We start from the raw sequence: 16,840 nt of genomic DNA, 5'->3' as shown, positions 1-16,840 counted from the left end.
GGGAGCGCTCCCACTCAGGTGGGGATGATCCTGCCGAGGTGGGGGATGGAGCCGGGGGTGGGCATGCCGATGCGGCGGGGTCCAGTGAATCCATGGAGCCTCGAAGCGTCAAGAGGCCGTTCGGTATTCGCTAGTTGAACCCCGCCGCGTCGGCCGAGGCGGTCGGCCCGTCAGCGCCGTGGGCCGGCCACCGCGTACAGCAGGGTGCCGACACCTGCCAGGACCCAGGCCGTCCAGGCGGAGGCGGCGGGTGCCGGGTCGAGCACCGTCCAGTTCAGGATCTCGCCCGCCCGCCCGGGCACGGTCGGCGCGCAGAGGGTGACGGCCAGCCAGGCGGTGGGCAGGGTCCAGGCGTAGGCCGCGCCGCCGAGGACCGCCCCGAGGGCGGCGAGGCCGGTCAGGCCCGCGCTGTCGCGGACCAGCAGGGAGGTCGGGGCGAGGTCGGCGCCCGCCGCGCGGGCGGCCAGCAGGGCGGCGGCGGTCGCGGCGCCGAGCAGCAGGACATGGGCCGCCCGGCGCGGGGCCCAGCGGATGGCGGCGGTACGGTCCAAGTCGCTGTCCTGGCCCGCCAGTCCGATGCTGCCGGCCGCCACGGCGGCCGTGATCACCAGGGCGGCGAGCGGCGGGTTGGACGATCCGTCGCCTCCGCGCGCGAGGGCCGCCACGGCCGTCCCGAGGACGAGGACCGCCGCCGCCGACAGCGGCACCTGGCGTGAACGGGCGTAGAGCGTCGTCCAGTTCATCGGGCGACCTCCCGGGCGGACGACGGCACGCGGCGTGAACGGGAGGACGGCGTACGGCGGTTCACCGTTGGACCTCCCCGGTCAGCAGCGGCAGCTGCGCGCCGCGGTCGCAGGAGAGGGCGCTCGCCCGGACCTCCGCGACCAGGGTCCGCTGCTCCTGCGGACCCAGTGCCGTCAGCTTCGCCCGCGCCGTCTCGGCCTGGGCCCAGAGCCGGCGCGCGTACTCGTCGGTGCCGGGCTGCTCCAGCGGGACGAGGCGTGCGTCCCCGAGCGCCCAGGAGGCGAGGACGCTCTGCACGGCCACGCCCTCCTCCCCGCCGCCCTCGCGGTCGTTGTGGCCGTGGCAGTTCGGCGCCAGGCCCTGGCCGACCAGGGCCCGGGTCAGGGCCGGGCCGGTGGCGTCGGTGAAGACGCGTTCGTCGAAGTCGACCAGCACCGCACCGTCCGTGAGGAGGCGGTCCTCGCCGAGCCCGCGCAGCCGCGTGTCCTCCGTGATCGCTCCGGGGGCCTTCTCCCCCAGCGTGCGGCGCAGCACCTCCAGCGCCTCCTGTCCGCGCCCGGCCAGCTCGGGCAGCCGTGCGGCGTTGGCCCTGGTGACACAGACCGGGCCGTCGCAGACCGGGGCGGCGGCCGCCCGGTCGACCACGTAGGTGTCACGTGCTTCGGCCGGGAGCACGGCGAGCGCCAGCGCGGCACCGGCCAACACCGGTACCAGGGCGAGCAGTCGGGCCCGGCCGGTGGTCGCGGCCAGCAGGGCGAAGCCGGTGGCGAGCAGGCCGAGCAGCCAGAGGGTCTGACCGAGGTGGACCGGGCCGGAGAGGGTGAGCAGCATCTCCCTGGGCTCCACCACCGTCGGGGAGAGCAGCGAGAGGCGGTTCGGCGCGAGGCCCGCCGGGAGCGCTTGGTCGCCGTTCTGTCGCAGCAGGCTGACGGCCAGCAGGGCGAGCACCGTCAGGGCGGGCGGGGTGAGCACCGACGGGAGCGCCCGTGCGACGCCCATCCCGAACACCGCACCGGCTGCCAGGGCCAGCGCCGCCACCAGCGAGAGCGGCACCCACCCGAGGGTCGGGTACTCGCTCGCACCGGCCGCCACCCGGACGGCGCCGACCAGGACCAGCAGCCCGAAACCGACGACGAGGGCGAGGGCCGCTGCCCCGGCCGGAACGGCCGCTCGCTGCCAGGGAGTTCGCGGCGTCGTGGCCAGCAGTTCGGTCATCCGGGAGCGCGCGTCGAGCAGGCCGTGGAGCGCGCCGAGGCCCACCACCAGCGGCCACCAGAAGCCCAGCAGGTACCTGGTCCACATCGCCATCGAGGTCCACTGCGCCGTCCATCCGGCCGTGCCCCGCCACCACACCCCGTCGATCAGGAAGAGGACGGCCAGGCTTCCGGCCAGGACCAGCAGACCGGCCCAGGGGGCGGCCGAGCGCCGCAGTTCGGTGCGCAGCATCCGTGTCATCCCGGTCACCAAGTGCCCCCGATCTGACCGGAGTTGCTCAGCATCGCCGAGTATCCGCGCTCCAACGGGCTGTCGCCCGGATGCTCCGGCCCACCGGCCGCCGCCAGCTGCTCCGGCGTCCCCTGGAACACCAGCCGGCCGGCCGCGAACAGCACCACGTCCGTGCAGGCCGCCGCGACGTCCTCCACCAGGTGGGTGGAGACCACCACACAGGACTCCCGCCCCAACTCCTGGAGCAGCTCGCGGAATCGCAGCCGCTGCGCCGGGTCCAGCCCGGCCGTCGGCTCGTCCAGCAGCAACACGTCCGGGTCGTTGACGATCGCCTGGGCGATGCCGGCCCGGCGCACCATGCCGCCGGAGAGGGTCTTCATCCGGTGGTCGGCGCGGTCCGCCAGGCCCACCCGTTCCACCGCCCGCTGGGCGGCGCCTGAGATCTCGGCTGCCGGCACCTCCTTCAACCAGGCCATGTACTCGACGAACTCACGCACCGTGAAGCGCTTGTAGTAGCCGAACTCCTGCGGGAGGTAGCCGATCCGGCGGCGCAGCGACCGGTGGTCCGTGCGCCCGCCGACGGGGCTGCCGAGCAGTTCCAGTTCGCCCCCGGCGGGGCGCAGCGCGGTGGCGAGGGCGCGGATCAGGGTGGTCTTGCCGGCGCCGTTGGGGCCGAGCAGGCCGTGGGCGCCGGTGCCGAGGGAGAGGTCGAGGCCGTCGACGGCCATCTTGGTGCGCCCGGCCCGCACCTTGAGGCCGGTGGCCCGGATCTCCCAGGCGTAGGTCCTGGGCGCGATGTCGGCCGCGCTGGTGGCGGGTGTCATGTGCTGGGGGCCTTTCGGGGTCGGGTAGGAGTGGTCGTCACCGTGGGTCGGGTTCGAGCGGGTCGGGTTCGAGCGGGTCGGGTTCGAGCGGGTCGGGTTCGAGCGGGTCGGGTTCGAGCGGGTCGGGTTCGAGCGGGTCTTCACCGTGTCGAGTACGCGTTCCTGCGCAGTGCCACGGCGACGGCGCCGATGGCCAGCAGTGCGGCCCAGAGCGGGAGTTGGTCAGGGGCGGGCACCAGGGGGGCGCGACCGGCGACCACGGCGGGGGTCAGGACGGCGACCGCCCAGCCGCCCGTGAGCGCGGCGGCGGCGCGGGTGACGCCGACGAAGCTGCCCAGGGCCAGGGCGGTGGAGGTGAAGGCCAGTGAGGGAAGCAGCCACTGAGCGGCCGTCATGGCGCCGGTCAGCCACCCCTCCAGCAGGAGCAGCGGCAGCACGAGGGCCAGCACCGCGGTGGTGCGGCGCAGCAGCAGGGGCAGGCCGGCCCGGGCGGTGGTGGCGGTGAGCTCGTGCGCAGGGTCGAGGGCGCTCGACCAGGAGGCGGCGACCGCGCCGAGCGGCAGCACGGGCGCGAGCAGCAGCAGGGGCGACACCCCGCCGAACGGACCCGGTAGCCCGGCCCGGTCCAGCAACAGCGCCGGCGCGGTGACGGCGAAGGTCATCGCCAGCCAAGGGCCCATCACCGGCGTCAGCCAGGCGGAGAACCACGGCGGGCGGCACCGCTGCGGCGTCGGCGCGGTCACCAACTGCGCCTCCAGGCCGACCCGTACGGTCTCCAGCAGCACGCTGAGGTCCGGCGCCCCGGTGGCCACGGACGCCGCCAACAGCCCCCGGCAGGGTGCGCAGCCCTCCAGGTGCGCCTCCAGCGCCCAGACCGTGTCGGCGGGCAGTTCCACGGCGCCGCCCGCGTAGTCGTCGATCAGCTGCCTCGACGCGTGCTCCAGGTCCGCGCCCTTGCGATCCGCCCTCACGTCAGTGCCTTCCGCATCGCGATCCGGGCCCGGCGCGCACGGGTCTTGACCGTGCCTTCGGGCAGTCTGAGCAGCACCGCGGTCTCCCGGACCGTCAGCCCGTCGAGCACCGTGGCCTGCAGCACCTCGCGCAGCTCGGGTGCCAGGCGCCGCAGGGCGTCACCGACGTCGCCGCCGACCGTCCCGGCCAGCGCCTCCTCCTCGGCGCCGGGCGCCACCGCCCGTTCGACGGCCGCCGCCGGCGGTTCCGCGTGGTGCGCACGGCGGCGGAAGGCGTCGACCAGCCGCCGTGCGGCGATGGTCCACAGCCAGCCCACCGCCGAGCCGCCGACCACGCTCCCGGCGAAGGCCCCGGCCGCGCGCCACACCGCGAGGTAGGTCTCCTGCATCACCTCGGCGACGATCTGCTCGTCGGCGCAGCGCCGCCGCAGCCGGACCGCCAGCCACGGCGCCGTCCGCCGGTACAGCTCGTCGAAGGCCGCCCGCTCACCGCGCGCGACCAGCCGGACGAGCTGTTCCTCGTCGAGTGTCTCCAGCGCCCCTGGCGCCCTCCTGCGTGTTCTCACACCTGCCAGACGGCGCAGACCGCCCGCAGGTTCTCGGAATCAGGTGACCTGCCTCACACTCTGCTGACGGAACGCCAGGTCAGGCCCCCTCGCCCGCCCCGGCCCGTCGCGTCCTGCGCGCCGCCTCCCGGATCGCCTCCGCGTACGGGGTGTCGTGGGCACGCGTCTCGGCGGGGAGGTCGTGGAACGGCACCAGGGCGCGGTGGCCGCCGTCGACCGATCGCATCCAGGCGGACCAGGCGTCGTGCACGTCCTCGTCGGTGACCTGCTCCCCCTTGGCGCGCAGCAGGACCGCGTAGATGCGGAAGAGGCCGTCGGAGTCGGGCGGCGGCACCGCGGACGGCGGCAGGCAGGACCGGATGAGGTCGGCGAGGCGGTCGATGTAGGTCACCTGAGCAGCGTTCCCACGAGCAGGAGGGGATAGACCCCGGCGAACACCAGGGGCACGAGGCGTTCGGAGAGCCCGAGTTCGGCGTACCGGCCGCGTCGCCCGTTCGGCGACGGGGCCGCCTTGAGGTGGTCCCACTCCTCGGTGAAGATCTGCGCGGGGAGGCGCTGCTCCAGCGCGTTGATGACCCGGAACTTCGCGGCGTTGAGGTCCCGGTAGGTGCGCAGCTGGAGCCACCAGGCCGCCGAGAGCGTCATGCCGGCGACGGTGACGGCGGCCACGACCCACCAGGCCGAGTCCTCCAGCCGGGGGATGCCGAGGCCGAGGACGGTGACCAGGGCGGTCTGGACCGAGAGGAAGAAGGCGTTGGCGCTGCCCCGGCGGGCCGAGACCCGGTCGGCCATCTCCACCGCGAGGCCGTAGAGCGCGAGCAGGTCGGACGAATCGGCCGGCCCGGGGCCGGGCCTGGGCGAGGGAAGGGGGACGGTGGTCACCGGACGCTCCCGGTGAGCTCCTGGGCGCTGTCCTGCCACGCGGTGATCCGCCTGATCAGGACGACGGCCAGCACACCGGCCGCCAGACTCAGCAGCGCCAGCACCGTGCTCACCTGTGCGGAGGAGAGCACCTCGGCCTCGCTCGTCCACTCCTCGGCCATGCCTCGCTGGATCGGGGTGAGGAAACCGAGGATCACGAAGAACGCCCACCAGGCCTTCACCGGACCGTCGGAGGCCGACCGCCCGGGCGAACTGGCGCGCCACACGTCCGAGACGAGCTGGTAGGGATACCAGAGGTTGACCAGCACCGTGCTCCACGACCACACGATCCAGAGCCGGGAGCGGCGGTGCGCGTCCCGGCCGCTGATCGCCTCCGCGTTCGCCCGAGCCCGCCACAGCCAGACGATGAACGCCAGGCCGGCCGCGAACCCGGGAACCAGCAGGTACGCCAACTCCGTGGAGACCGTCGTGAGGAAGCTGGAGTCCAACGCCAGCGCGTCCGCCTCGGTGGCCGTCCCGGCGAGGGCGTCGCGGACGAGCGCGTAGTACCGCCACGCCGTCACCGCGACCACCAGCTCGCGGACCACGAGCAACCCGATCAGCAGCGAGGCGGCGACGGCCCGGCCCGCCAGCGGCCTGTGCGGCGCGGGGCCGGCACTGCCGAGGTCGGTCCGGACCTTCTGCCCTGAATCCCCCATGGTTCCCCTCCGAATGAGTCCAGATCACCGGCTCCGCCCCTGACGGTGCGGCCCCGGTGTGAAGTTCGGTCGAGCGCTAACGGACACCGAGCAGGTCGAGCACCCGAAAGGGCAGGGCCAGCGCGGCGAGCACCAGCACGCCCCTCCACCACACGACGAACATCGTGCTGTCGCTCCGCCACACGACCAGCCGGCCCCGGACCCCGACGGAGGCCAGCGCGGCCTTCATCGCGCGGCCCGTGAGCCGCGCGGGTGAGGGTTCCCAGACCAGCGGTGCGGCGGCCTTGAGGGCTCGGCGGAGGAAGCCGGGACGCGGGAGGGTGCCGGGTGCGGGCTCCACCGCCCGCACCTGTGGCACCCACTCCGGGTCGAACGCGACCGCCGCCGACACCCAGGTGGTGTCCGACGCCACCTCGGCGAGCCGCATCGGCACCGGCATCAGGCCGTCCAGGCTCCGCTCCGCGTCCGCGGTCCGCCCCGGCGTCAACAGGACGATCCGGTGCGGTGGTTGAGTGGCGAACGCCCGCTCGATCTCCCAGCGCAGCCCCTCCCCCGCTCCCACCCGCAGCACGATGAGCCGGGACAGGTCCATCAGCCTGAGGACCGTCGGCTTCCAGTCGTCCAACGGCAGGTAGAACCGTGCGGCCCCCAGGTGCGGCAACGGCTCCCCGGGCCGGCCCACCGCGATCACCGGTCCGAAAGCCTTCAAGGAGGCGGCGAGTTGCTCCTCCCGCGAGTGGATGGTGAATCCCATCGCGTCGTCGACGGCCATCGCGCTCCGGTCGTCGGCGAAGCTGCGCAGGTACAGCACCGGCTTACGGCCGTCCGCCCGCAGGGCGCGGGCCGCGCCCCGCGCCGAACGGGGACGGGAGTACCTGAGGATCAGCAGACCTGCTCCGACGGCGACCAGCCCGATCGGCAGCAGAAGGAGCTGAACCCCCAACGAGTGCTCCTCTCCGCGCTGTTGCGCGTTGGCGACCGACCCGGCCCCGGCGAGGAACAGGGCGTATCCGGTCCAGGTCACGGACAGGAACACCGGCCTGCGCCACCGCGGCTGACGCGCGGCGAACCGGTTCACCACGCGCACCAGTTCCTCGCCGGCCGTGATGCGCCGACGCCGGAGCCGCACCATCGGTGCGACCAGGGCTCCCGCGACCACGGCCGACCACAGCGCGGCCTGCTCGAAGGAGTCGAGGTGGCGCTCGAGCGCCGCCCCGTCCCGGGCGACGTCCGCGCCGAGCGGAACCACCCGCTCGCGAGCGGCGGACAGCTCGCCCGCCGCCAGCAGCTCGGCGGTGGCGCGCACCGTCTCCCGACTCCGGCCCGCAGGGGCGTGCGCCTCGAACCAGTCCCTCAAGGCGGTGACCTCGGCCCGCGCCGACGCGTCCGCGTACCGGTCCGTGACGAGGGTGAGAGCGGCGGCGCGCCCGGGGCCGTCGCGGAAACGATCGCGGGCCTGTACGTCCTGGCACACCGTGATCGCGAAGTGCAGCGAGAGGTAGGCGGCGACGACGGCCACCGCGGTGACCCATCGGGCCAGCAGCCTCAGTCCAGGTGACATCCCATCACGCCCCCCGCGCCGGAACATCGATACCCATACGAATTGACCGCATACCACCGGCCTCAAACGCGGACGAGGGCTCGGCGGCAGCCGTTGGCAGAAGCGGCACGAGGTCGTTCCGGTACGCACGCACCAGGATTCACACAGGTCCGTCGCGCACCCGCCCTGCGTACCCTCCTTCGAGTGGTCCCATCGACGGCCCCGGCGTTGCGCTCCGGCCGTCCGCCGGGCGCAACCTACGCTCCGCAGATGGACGACGCATGGACCGCAGAGCAAGCAGGGTGGTACCGGATCGGGCCCGGGGGCCAGGAGTTCCTCGGTCTCGAACGACCGGACGCCGCACCGCACTTGGAGGGTGAGGGCCTGGTCCTGGAGCTGAACCCCGGGGACACGGCCAGCTGGCACCCGGGTGCCCTCGGGGCGGCACGGGCGGATGACGCGCCGGCGCGCACGATCCCCTGGGACCACTCCTACGACAACGACTGACCGACCGTCCGGACGCCGCCGCACGCCCGAGGGCGGCGGGGCTCCGCGCGTCCGCCCGGCCGGCCCGGTCCACACCCTCCCAAGGGCCGGCGGACTCCTGCGGAGCGGCGGTCGGCCGTCGGCAACACGCGGCAGCGGGCGGCGGGCGGCGGGCCGTCAGCGACCCGGGGCGGTGGTCGGCAGGGCGTCCAGGACGCGGAAGATGATGCCGGTCTTGAGCAGGCGGTCGATCAGGGGGCGGCCCATGGCGACAGCCGTTGTCAACTGACCCGACAGCGCCGGGAGTTCGTCGTAGGCGAGGCAGAGGGCGGATTCGGCGAGCATCTTGGCCGTCTCCTGGTAGCCGGGGTCGCCGCCGGAGACCTCGGTCAGGACGGCGCGGCCGTCGTCCGCCCGGGCGGCGAAACGGACGGTGAACCAGTTCCGGGCCCGCTGCTCGGCGCTCGGGCCCTCGCCGGGCTTGCGCAGGTTCCCCAGCAGGCGGCGCAGGGGCGGTAGTTGGGCGGCGAGGGCGAGGCCCGCCACCGTCGCGATGCCGCCGAGGGCGACCGGCAGGTGCTTGACGGCGGCGTAGTGGGTGTAGCCGAACTCCTCGCCGTACTCCTCCAGGCCCGCCGCCGACCGGGCGACCACCTGGGGGTCGATCGCGGGCATCGGGACCACCCATGCCCGGGCCGGCACCGAGCGCCGCACTCCGCCCATCGGGGTGTGGATCCGGCGCCCCTTCGGCCACGGCTCCGCCGCGCGGCGCTCCTTCGCCGCCCCGGCCATCGCGCGGGGCCGGGAGAAGGCGAGCAGCGCCGAGGCGAAGGTGCCGCCGGAGACGGTACCGCCGACCCGGACGAAGCCCTCCACCGTCAGCTGCTTCAACGGGCCGCCGCGGCGCAGCAGTTCCTCCACCGTGAAGAGGACGCCGAGGTCGTGCGGGACGGAGTCGAATCCGCAGGCGTGCACGATGCGGGCGCCGCTGGCCACCGCCCGTTCGTGGTGGCGCAGGTACATCCGGTCGACGAACTCGGGTTCGCCGGTGAGGTCCACGTAGTCGGTGCCGCTCTCCGCGCAGGCGGCCACCAAGGGCTCGCCGTGGCGCAGGTACGGGCCGACCGTGGAGATCACCACCCGGGCGGAGGCCGCGACCTTGCGCAGCGCCTCGCGGTCCGCCGCGTCGGCCACCAGCAGGGGGAGGTCCGCGCAGCGCGGGTCGATCTCGGCCAGCCGGGAGCGGACGGCGGCGAGCCGGCCCCGGTCGCGCCCGGCGAGCGCCCAACGGCAGCCCTCGGGGGCGGCGGCGGCCAGGTACTCGGCGGTGAGACCGCCGGTGAACCCGGTGGCGCCGAACAGGACGAGGTCGTACGGGCGCGGCTCTGCCATCAACTGTCCCTGCCTACCTACTCGCGGGTAATCGACTGCGCCACGCTAGGAGCCCGCCGGGGCGCTGTCAACGACCCCGCCCGCACGGTGGTCCGACCGGGGAGGACCGGAGCCATCGGCGGAGGACCGGAACCGCCTGCTGCCCCGCTCAGCGGAGCAGCCGACGGATGCATCCGTCCCAGTCGACCAGTTCGCCCTCCGCTCCCGGCGGCACCAGCCGGTGGGTGCGGGCGAGGAAGGCGGCCAGGTCCCGGGTCGGGGCCCGGAGCGCGGCGATGCCGTCGCCGGTCGGGCCGCAGAGGGCGAGCAGAGTGGTGCGGCCGTCCACCGGCCGGATGTGCACGTCGCCGTCGCCGCTCGGGCCCACCAGGCCCTCCGCCAACAGGTCGCGGCCGAAGGCCCAGAAGACCGGGACCGGTTCCTTGGGGAAGTAGCAGCGGACCGCCCACGGGTCGCCCGTGCTGTAGTACAGCTCCACCGGCACGTCCGCGCGCGGCCCGACGTGGTGGCGCATCGCCGTCCGCGCCGTGATCAAGTCCGCCATCCGCCGCTCTCCCCTCGTCCCCGGCCCACAGCCCACAGCCCGCAACCCGCAACCGACTGCCGACTGCCGACTGCCGACTGCCGACTGCCGACTGCCGGGAGGCGCCTGCCCCGTAATCGGCGGAGCATGCATCCGGCGGCGGACCACCGGATGCCGTCGGCCCGCTGACGCCGCGTCGGCGAACGGTCCACCCTCACGACCGGCCGCGGTGGCGGCCTGTCAGGACCAGTGCCGGATCACCGCCGCGGTCACCCTCGGGTGCGCCAGGCCCGCCGGGGAACCGCTCAGGCTGACCGCGTTCCAGACGCTGACGGCGACCCGGTCGTCGGCGGCCGCGGCCCGCATCGTCGCCCCGAAGGCCCTCCCCAGCAGCCGCGCCAGCGCGGGGTGGGTCCCCGGGACCTGCGGCATGGCCCGGTCGGCCATCGTCGAGAAGAGCCAGGGCAGCCGCACCGCCCGCGCGGCCTCCCGGTAGAAGCGCCGCGGCAGGCCCTCCGGCCCGTCGGCCAGACACCGTGCCAGGGCCCGCGCCTCCAGTGCGGCCACCGTCATGCCCGCGCCGTAGATCGGGTTCAGGCTGCACACCGCGTCCCCGACGGAGACCAGGCCCTCGGGCACCCGGCGCAGCCGGTGGTACTCCCGGCGCACGCAGTCCGGGTACTTGAAGGCGGAGATCCCGGTGAGCGGCTCGGCCACCGCGAGCGCCTTCCTGGTGGCGGCGGGGAGCATCGCCCCGGCGAAGGCCAGGAACTCCTCCGGTGTCTGCGGCGGGTGGTTCTCCCGGCCGAACCCGTAGAGGGAGAGCACCCAGGCGTCGTTCTCCTGCTGGGTGAGGACCAGGCCGCGCGGGCGCGCCGGTGTCGCCCCGACCAGCACGCCCTTCGCCGCGCCCAGCACGCCCGGGGGCACCTGGAAGCGGCGGCTGGCGTAGCCGACGTCGACGCGCAGCCGCCTCTCGGCGGGGGCCGGGTAGCCGAGCGAGCGGAGCCAGGCCGCGCCCCGCCCGGCCCGGCCCATCGCGTCCAGCACGAGGTCGGCCGCGAGGTCCTCGGAGGAGCCGGCCACCCCGGCCCGGGACAGCCGCACGCCGCTCACCCGTACGCCGCTCGATCCGGCACCGCCCGCCCGGGCAGGGCCCGCCGCGATCGGCGCGGTGGCCTCGAACCCTTGCCGCAGGCTGACGTTGGGCAGCGCGGCGACCCGCTCGCGCAGCCGGCCCTCCAGGAACGGCCGACTCGTCTGGAGCACCCGGCCGATGGGCACCTGCCGCAGGCGCGAGCCGAAGAAGACGATGTCGAGCTCGTCCAGCGCACCGGCGAACGTGCCGCCCGCGCGGACCAGTTCGGCGACGAGTCCGGGGAAGAAGCCGTCCAGCACCTCCGCGCCGGCGGCCGTCAGCGAGTGCACGTGTGCTCCCTGCGGGACGCCGCGCCGGACGGCGGGGGCGCTCTCGAAGGCGTCCCGCTCGACGAGGGTGACGCGGTCGAAGTGCCCGGAGAGGGCTCGGGCCGAGCACAGCCCCGCGATGCCCGCTCCGAGCACCACCGCGTGCCCGGATCCGGACCGGCCGCCACTTCGCGCTGGATTCACCATCGCCTCCGATCGCCCGCCGCCTTCGGGAAGTCGGGCCGACCGTACCGCCGGGCCGGGCGGCGGAACAGCGTCGGCGTCGGGCCGCCCGAGGCACTCGACGCACGGGGCGCGAACCCGCCCGCGCCTCGCGCCGCCGACGCCCCTCGGAGAACGCCCGCCCGCGAACCGTCACCGGAGCCGCCGGCAAACCCTCCAGCGGACCCTCGACGGACTCTCAGCGGACCTTCAACGGACCGGCGAAGGACTTCCGCAGCGCCGACGGCGCGACCACGGGCAGGAGCGCGGCCAGCAGCTTCCCCTTCAGGGTGTCCGGTGTCCGGGTCAGCCGGACGTCGACCCGGGTGCCGGCGCCCTCCGGCGTCATCCGGAAGTGCCAACCCCCGCCCGGGCCGAAGAGCTTGGAGTCGAGGGTGGTGACGGTGACCTCGTCCCCGCCGGGCTGCCAGTCGTAGCGGGCCCGCTCCCAGGCGGCGGCGGTGCCCTCGGTGACCTCGGCCCAGCCCTCGCCCAGGCCGTGCACCGCGAAGTGCGCCGCGTCGATGGAGGGCCAGGCCTGCGCCCGCGCCGGCCCGAAATCGGTGAGCACGTCCAGGACTTCGGCCGGGCCGAGCGAGGAGAGGAGGTGGAAGCTGACGACGGTCACGGGGTCCTCCGGTGAAGGGGTGCACCGGACGGTCTGCCCGGCTGCGGCTCCACCCTGTCCGGACCGCCGTCGGCGCCGCATCGGTCAGTTGACGTCGGCCCTCGCCGGTGACCGAGGTCATGACGGTGTCGAGGGTCCGACCGTCAACTGACGGATCTGCGGCCGGTGGTGGTCGGGCGAGGGTGTGGTCATCAGAAGCCCCGGTCACCCCGGGTGCCCCAGAGAGGAACAGTCCCATGGCAGCAGAGAAGAGGGCCAAGGCCGTGCTGGTGGCCGCCGCGAGTGCGGCCCTGGCCACGGCCGTGGTCGGCGGCACCGCCACCGCCAGCGCCAGTGCCCCCGCACCCGAAACCGCCCTGGCCACGGCCACGGCCGGCGCCAAGCCCACCATCGTGCTGGTGCACGGGGCGTTCGCCGACGCGTCCAGCTGGTCCGGCGTCATCAAGCGCCTCCAGGCGGACGGTTACCCGGTGGTGGCGCCCGCCGTGCCGCTGCGCGGGCCGGCCTCGGACGCGGCCGCGCTCCGCGGGGTCATCCGGCACATCCCCGGCCCCAAGGTCCTGGTGGGCCACTCCTACGGCGGCTCGGTGATCAGCGCGGCCGGCGCGGGGGACCCCGACGTCAAGGCGCTGGTGTACGTGGCCGCGTTCCTGCCGGAGGCCGGGGAGACGGCGCTCGGGCTCTCCGGGAAGTACCCGGGCTCCACGCTCGGGCCGACCCTGGACCCGGTCACCTACACGCTCCCGGACGGCTCCACCACCACCGACCTCTCCATCCGCCCCGATGCCTTCCACCACCAGTTCGCGGCCGACGTCCCGGCCGGCCAGGCCGCGTTGATGGCCGCGACCCAGCGGCCGATCGCCGAGGCGGCCCTGAAGGAGCCGGCCACCGTGGCCGCCTGGAAGGAGAAGCCGAGCTGGGACGTGGTCACCACCGAGGACCTGAACATCCCGCGCGCCGCCCAGCTGTTCATGGCGGGCCGGGCCCACGCCCGGGTCACCGAGGTGGCCGCCTCGCACTCCGTCGCCGTCTCCCACCCGGGCACCGTGGCGCGGGTGGTCGCCGAGGCCGCCCGTACCACCCGCTCCGCCAACTGACCGGCCGGAGCAGGAGGATGAACGAGAACGACGACCTCTCCCCCGGCCCGCACCTGCTCCGGGTGGACGGCCTGGAGCAGCGCTACCACGTGTACGGCTCCGGACCGGTCTGCCTGGCCGTGCCCGGCGGGCCGGGTGTCGACTGGGAGTACCTCCGGGCACCCGCCCTGGAGGAGTTCCTGACCGTGGTCTACGTGGAGCCGCTGGGCACCGGCGGCTCGCAGCGCCTGCCCACCCACCCCGACGGCTACACCCGGGCCCGGATCACCCGCAGCCTGGCCGCCCTGCTCGACCGCCTGTCGCTGGAGCGGGTGTTCCTGCTCGGCCACTCCCACGGCGGCTTCGTGGCCCAGCACTTCGCCCTGCACCACCCCGGGCGGCTGCACGGGCTGGTGCTCTACGAGAGCGCACCGGTGACCGGCCCGGAGCACCAGGCCGAGGCCGCCACCCGGGTGGGCGAGTTCGTCGCGCGGAACGCGGCGCACCCTGAGCTCCCGGCGGCGCTGGCCGGTCTGCACGCGGCCGGCACCGTCACCGACGACGAGGAGATCACCTCGGCGCTGCGCGCGCTCATGCCCGTCTACTTCGCCCATTTCTGGTCCCGGGAAAGCGAGTTCGGGCCGCTGCGCGAGCGGGTTCGGTGCACCTACATCTCGCCGCTCGACGAGCACGGCGTCCCCGACCGGATCGACGACCGTGAGGCGCTCGCCTTCCTCACCGTGCCGGCCCTGGTCGTGGTCGGCCGCTACGACGTGGTCTGCGGGCCGCGGTGGGCGCGCGAGCTGCACGCCCTGATCCCGGGGTCCCGGCTGGCGGTCCTGGCGGAGAGCGGCCACTTCGGCCACTTGGAGGAGCCCACCGTGTTCGCCGACGCGGTGCGCGCGTTCGTCCGTTCGGTGCCCGTGCGGGTGCCGGACGGATCCATCGAAGGGAACGGACGATGACCGGAACCTGGCTCATCACGGGAGCCTCCAGGGGCTTCGGACGGAGCCTCACCGAGGCGGTGCTCACGGCCGGCGGACAGGTGGTCGCCACCGCCCGGCGCCCGGAGCGGCTGGCCGACCTGGCGGACCGTCACGGCGGGCGGCTCAGGGCCGTGGCCCTGGACGTCACGGACCCGGCCGCCGCCCGCGAGGCGGTCCGGACCGGCGTCGAGGCCTTCGGGGTGCTGGACGTGGTGGTGAACAACGCCGGGTACGCCAACAGCGCCCCCATCGAGGAGATGACGGACCAGGACTTCCGGGCCCAGGTCGAGGCGAACTTCTTCGGCGTGGTGAACGTGACCCGGGCCGCGCTGCCCGTGCTGCGCGCCCAACGCGCGGGCACCTTCGTGCAGTTCTCCTCCGTCGGCGGCCGGGTCGGCGGCACACCCGGCATGGGGGCCTACCAGAGCGCCAAGTTCGCCGTCGAGGGCTTCTCGGAGGTGCTGGCCGCCGAGGTCGCACCGTTCGGGCTCGCCGTGGTCATCGTCGAGCCCGGCGCGTTCCGCACCGACTGGCAGGGCTCCTCGATGGAGCTGCACGCCGTGGGCGAGGACTACCGGGAGACGGTCGGCGCGATGAACGCCTACCGGGCCGCCAACGACGGCACCCAGCCCGGTGATCCGGACCGGGCGGCCCGGGTGATCCTCGACGTGGTCGGACGCCCGGACCCGCCGCGCCGCCTGCTGCTCGGCGCCCAGGCCGTGACGGCCGCCCTGGCGGCGGGCCGGGCCCGCGAGGCCGAGACCGAGCACTGGGCCGAGATCAGCCGCTCGGCGGACTTCCCCGCCTGAGCACCGAACTGAGCACCGAACAACTCACCGACAGGAGAAGGAACATGACAGTCAGCTACACCGGAACGGTGACCGTGACGGGTGAGGGCCGCAACGGCGGTCAGGTCGCCTCCGACGACGGTCTTCTCACCACCGCGCTCGCCATACCCGCCGAGCTCGGCGGCGCCGGCGGCGCCACCAACCCCGAGCAGCTCTTCGCCGCCGGCTGGGGCGCGTGCTTCCTCGGCGCGGTGCGACGGGCCGCCGCCGGCCGCCAGGTCCGGCTCACCAGCACCCGCGTCACGGTGGAGGCGACGCTGACCCACGGGGCGGACGACGCCTTCGGCCTGAGCGCCGTGCTCAACCTCGAACTCGGCGGCGTGGAGCAGGAGATGGCCGAGGAGCTCGGCGCCGCCGCGCACCAGCTCTGCCCGTACTCGAAGGCCACCCGGGGCAACATCCCGGTCACCGTCAAGGCCGTCGCGGTCTGACCCCCCGCCCCTCCCGCTCCGGGCCGGTCCTCGACGGGCCGGCCCGGAGCCCCGCCCCGAAAGGCTCCTCATGATCACCAGGCGTACCTTCACCAAGGCCCTCGGCACCGGCGCGGCCGCCGCCTCGCTGACCGTCACCGGTCTTCCGGCCGCCCTCGCCTCGTCCCGCTCCTCCGCCACGCAGAACACCCCCGTCGTCCCGGTCATCACCCCGGGCGCCCACACCGCCTTTCAGGCTCTCCGGCAGGTCCGGGCCGGGCTGCTCGACGTCGGATACGCCGAACTCGGCCCCGCTGACGGGCCGGTGGTGATCTGTCTGCACGGCTGGCCCTACGACATCCACAGCTTCGTGGACGTCGCCCCGCTCCTCGCGGACCTCGGCTACCGGGTGATCGTCCCCTACCTCCGGGGCCACGGCACCACCCGTTTCCTCTCCCCGCGCACCTTCCGCAACGGCCAGCAGTCCGCCGTGGCCCTGGACGTGCTGGCCCTGATGGACGCGCTCGGGATCCACCGCGCAGTGCTGGCCGGCTTCGACTGGGGCTCGCGGACCGCCGACATCCTGGCGGCACTGTGGCCCGAGCGGGTCAAGGCCCTGGTCTCGGTGAGCGGCTACCTGATCACCGACCGGGCGGCGCAGCGGAGCCCGATCGCGGCGGCGGCCGAGCACACCTGGTGGTACCAGTACTACTTCGCCACCGAGCGCGGCGCGCGGGCGATGCAGGACGCGGACCGCCGCCGTGAGCTGACCCGCTTCGTCTGGCAACAGGTCTCCCCCACCTGGCAGTTCGACGAGGCCACCTTCGCCCGTACCGCCGCCGCCTTCGAGAACCCGGACTACGCCGCCGTGGTGGTCCACAACTACCGCTGGCGCCTGGGCATCGCCGAGGGCGAGCACCGCTACGACCAGTACGAGGCCCGGCTCGCCCGGCGTCCCGTCATCACCGTGCCCGCCGTCACGCTCGACGCCGGGCGCGACCCCTTCACCGCCCCGGGCGACGGCGCGTCCTACCGCTCCATGTTCACCGGCCCGTACGAGCACCGCGCCCTGCCGGCCATCGGTCACAACCTCCCCCAGGAGGCCCCGACCGCCTTCGCCCAGGCCGTGGTCGACGCCGACCACCTCTGACCCGCGCCCCGCACGACGAGGGGGACCGTCACCCGACGGTC

Annotated in this window: 19 protein-coding genes; 6 read left to right on the top strand and 13 right to left on the bottom strand. The window is 74.6% G+C overall.

The annotated features are described in order from the left end of the window. Window positions 1-170: 170 nt before the first annotated feature. From ACWCYY_RS16140 to ACWCYY_RS16100, 9 genes are all read right to left on the bottom strand, one after another. Entirely contained in the window at window positions 171-743 is a 573-nt protein-coding gene (locus ACWCYY_RS16140; protein ID WP_449796364.1) for a hypothetical protein, read from the bottom strand. A gap of 61 nt (window positions 744-804) precedes the next feature. Further along, window positions 805-2,199 (bottom strand): hypothetical protein, encoded by a 1,395-nt coding sequence (locus ACWCYY_RS16135; protein ID WP_449796363.1) that lies wholly within the window; start codon window positions 2,197-2,199, stop codon window positions 805-807. Window positions 2,200-2,204: 5 nt separating this feature from the next. Continuing rightward, window positions 2,205-3,014: an ABC transporter ATP-binding protein gene (locus tag ACWCYY_RS16130; protein ID WP_449796362.1), complete on the bottom strand. Its 810-nt coding sequence runs from the start codon at window positions 3,012-3,014 to the stop codon at window positions 2,205-2,207. Window positions 3,015-3,154: 140 nt separating this feature from the next. Next, window positions 3,155-3,985: a zf-HC2 domain-containing protein gene (locus tag ACWCYY_RS16125; RefSeq protein WP_449796361.1), complete on the bottom strand. Its 831-nt coding sequence runs from the start codon at window positions 3,983-3,985 to the stop codon at window positions 3,155-3,157. Then, complete coding sequence (locus tag ACWCYY_RS16120; RefSeq protein WP_449796360.1) at window positions 3,982-4,551, bottom strand: RNA polymerase sigma factor; 570 nt, start codon at window positions 4,549-4,551, stop codon at window positions 3,982-3,984. The genes ACWCYY_RS16125 and ACWCYY_RS16120 overlap by 4 nt, the downstream gene beginning before the upstream one ends. A 79-nt stretch (window positions 4,552-4,630) precedes the next feature. Further along, the gene (locus ACWCYY_RS16115) at window positions 4,631-4,942 is read right to left on the bottom strand and encodes a DUF7701 domain-containing protein (RefSeq protein ID WP_345289046.1); all 312 of its coding nucleotides are present in this window, start codon (window positions 4,940-4,942) and stop codon (window positions 4,631-4,633) included. Continuing rightward, the gene (locus ACWCYY_RS16110) at window positions 4,939-5,433 is read right to left on the bottom strand and encodes a RipA family octameric membrane protein (protein ID WP_449796359.1); all 495 of its coding nucleotides are present in this window, start codon (window positions 5,431-5,433) and stop codon (window positions 4,939-4,941) included. The genes ACWCYY_RS16115 and ACWCYY_RS16110 overlap by 4 nt, the downstream gene beginning before the upstream one ends. Then, entirely contained in the window at window positions 5,430-6,131 is a 702-nt protein-coding gene (locus ACWCYY_RS16105; RefSeq protein ID WP_449796358.1) for a DUF4328 domain-containing protein, read from the bottom strand. The genes ACWCYY_RS16110 and ACWCYY_RS16105 overlap by 4 nt, the downstream gene beginning before the upstream one ends. Window positions 6,132-6,207: 76 nt before the next feature. Then, a complete protein-coding gene (locus tag ACWCYY_RS16100) occupies window positions 6,208-7,692 on the bottom strand; it encodes a transferase (RefSeq protein ID WP_449796357.1) in 1,485 nt (494 codons plus the stop codon). 249 nt (window positions 7,693-7,941) lie between these two features. Between ACWCYY_RS16100 and ACWCYY_RS16095 the strand changes: the two genes are divergently transcribed. Continuing rightward, on the top strand, window positions 7,942-8,178 hold the full coding sequence (locus ACWCYY_RS16095) for a hypothetical protein (RefSeq protein WP_449796356.1): 237 nt from the start codon (window positions 7,942-7,944) through the stop codon (window positions 8,176-8,178). A 156-nt stretch (window positions 8,179-8,334) separates the two neighbouring features. On the opposite strand, the gene ACWCYY_RS16090 is transcribed toward ACWCYY_RS16095, so the two are convergent. From ACWCYY_RS16090 to ACWCYY_RS16075, 4 genes are all read right to left on the bottom strand, one after another. Then, the gene (locus ACWCYY_RS16090) at window positions 8,335-9,549 is read right to left on the bottom strand and encodes a saccharopine dehydrogenase family protein (RefSeq protein WP_449796355.1); all 1,215 of its coding nucleotides are present in this window, start codon (window positions 9,547-9,549) and stop codon (window positions 8,335-8,337) included. Between the two features lie 148 nt (window positions 9,550-9,697). After that, entirely contained in the window at window positions 9,698-10,093 is a 396-nt protein-coding gene (locus ACWCYY_RS16085; RefSeq protein WP_449796354.1) for an SsgA family sporulation/cell division regulator, read from the bottom strand. A gap of 219 nt (window positions 10,094-10,312) precedes the next feature. Further along, complete coding sequence (locus tag ACWCYY_RS16080; protein WP_449796353.1) at window positions 10,313-11,638, bottom strand: hypothetical protein; 1,326 nt, start codon at window positions 11,636-11,638, stop codon at window positions 10,313-10,315. A gap of 262 nt (window positions 11,639-11,900) precedes the next feature. After that, window positions 11,901-12,329, bottom strand: coding sequence for a hypothetical protein (locus tag ACWCYY_RS16075; RefSeq protein WP_449796352.1), 429 nt, complete (start codon window positions 12,327-12,329; stop codon window positions 11,901-11,903). A gap of 236 nt (window positions 12,330-12,565) precedes the next feature. On the opposite strand from ACWCYY_RS16075, the gene ACWCYY_RS16070 reads away from it, so the two are divergent. The 5 genes from ACWCYY_RS16070 (at window position 12,566) to ACWCYY_RS16050 (ending at window position 16,799) form a co-directional block, all read left to right on the top strand. Continuing rightward, entirely contained in the window at window positions 12,566-13,426 is an 861-nt protein-coding gene (locus tag ACWCYY_RS16070) for an alpha/beta fold hydrolase (protein ID WP_380149930.1), read from the top strand. Window positions 13,427-13,443: 17 nt separating this feature from the next. Beyond that, window positions 13,444-14,370 (top strand): alpha/beta fold hydrolase, encoded by a 927-nt coding sequence (locus ACWCYY_RS16065; RefSeq protein WP_449796351.1) that lies wholly within the window; start codon window positions 13,444-13,446, stop codon window positions 14,368-14,370. Then, the gene (locus tag ACWCYY_RS16060; RefSeq protein WP_345289034.1) at window positions 14,367-15,200 is read left to right on the top strand and encodes an oxidoreductase; all 834 of its coding nucleotides are present in this window, start codon (window positions 14,367-14,369) and stop codon (window positions 15,198-15,200) included. The genes ACWCYY_RS16065 and ACWCYY_RS16060 overlap by 4 nt, the downstream gene beginning before the upstream one ends. A gap of 44 nt (window positions 15,201-15,244) precedes the next feature. Continuing rightward, window positions 15,245-15,670, top strand: a complete 426-nt coding sequence (locus tag ACWCYY_RS16055; protein WP_449796350.1) for an Ohr family peroxiredoxin — start codon at window positions 15,245-15,247, stop codon at window positions 15,668-15,670. A 70-nt stretch (window positions 15,671-15,740) separates the two neighbouring features. After that, window positions 15,741-16,799 carry an alpha/beta fold hydrolase gene (locus ACWCYY_RS16050; RefSeq protein ID WP_449796349.1) on the top strand — a complete coding sequence of 353 codons (1,059 nt, stop codon included), beginning with the start codon at window positions 15,741-15,743 and terminating at the stop codon, window positions 16,797-16,799. Window positions 16,800-16,840: the final 41 nt, after the last annotated feature.

Source organism: Kitasatospora sp. NPDC001664 (assembly GCF_053596675.1).
Note: the sequence above shows the minus strand (reverse complement) of the source record. Positions and strands in the feature narration are given on the sequence as shown.

Bases quoted from the DNA above. Each gene is read 5' to 3' on its own strand.
- ACWCYY_RS16140 (WP_449796364.1), bottom strand. From the start codon at position 743: ATGAACTGGACGACGCTCTACGCCCGTTCACGCCAGGTGCCGCTGTCG.
- ACWCYY_RS16135 (WP_449796363.1), bottom strand. From the start codon at position 2,199: ATGACACGGATGCTGCGCACCGAACTGCGGCGCTCGGCCGCCCCCTGG.
- ACWCYY_RS16130 (WP_449796362.1), bottom strand. From the start codon at position 3,014: ATGACACCCGCCACCAGCGCGGCCGACATCGCGCCCAGGACCTACGCC.
- ACWCYY_RS16105 (WP_449796358.1), bottom strand. From the start codon at position 6,131: ATGGGGGATTCAGGGCAGAAGGTCCGGACCGACCTCGGCAGTGCCGGC.
- ACWCYY_RS16100 (WP_449796357.1), bottom strand. From the start codon at position 7,692: ATGTCACCTGGACTGAGGCTGCTGGCCCGATGGGTCACCGCGGTGGCC.
- ACWCYY_RS16095 (WP_449796356.1), top strand. From the start codon at position 7,942: ATGGACGACGCATGGACCGCAGAGCAAGCAGGGTGGTACCGGATCGGG.
- ACWCYY_RS16090 (WP_449796355.1), bottom strand. From the start codon at position 9,549: ATGGCAGAGCCGCGCCCGTACGACCTCGTCCTGTTCGGCGCCACCGGG.
- ACWCYY_RS16085 (WP_449796354.1), bottom strand. From the start codon at position 10,093: ATGGCGGACTTGATCACGGCGCGGACGGCGATGCGCCACCACGTCGGG.
- ACWCYY_RS16070 (WP_380149930.1), top strand. From the start codon at position 12,566: ATGGCAGCAGAGAAGAGGGCCAAGGCCGTGCTGGTGGCCGCCGCGAGT.
- ACWCYY_RS16065 (WP_449796351.1), top strand. From the start codon at position 13,444: ATGAACGAGAACGACGACCTCTCCCCCGGCCCGCACCTGCTCCGGGTG.
- ACWCYY_RS16060 (WP_345289034.1), top strand. From the start codon at position 14,367: ATGACCGGAACCTGGCTCATCACGGGAGCCTCCAGGGGCTTCGGACGG.
- ACWCYY_RS16055 (WP_449796350.1), top strand. From the start codon at position 15,245: ATGACAGTCAGCTACACCGGAACGGTGACCGTGACGGGTGAGGGCCGC.
- ACWCYY_RS16050 (WP_449796349.1), top strand. From the start codon at position 15,741: ATGATCACCAGGCGTACCTTCACCAAGGCCCTCGGCACCGGCGCGGCC.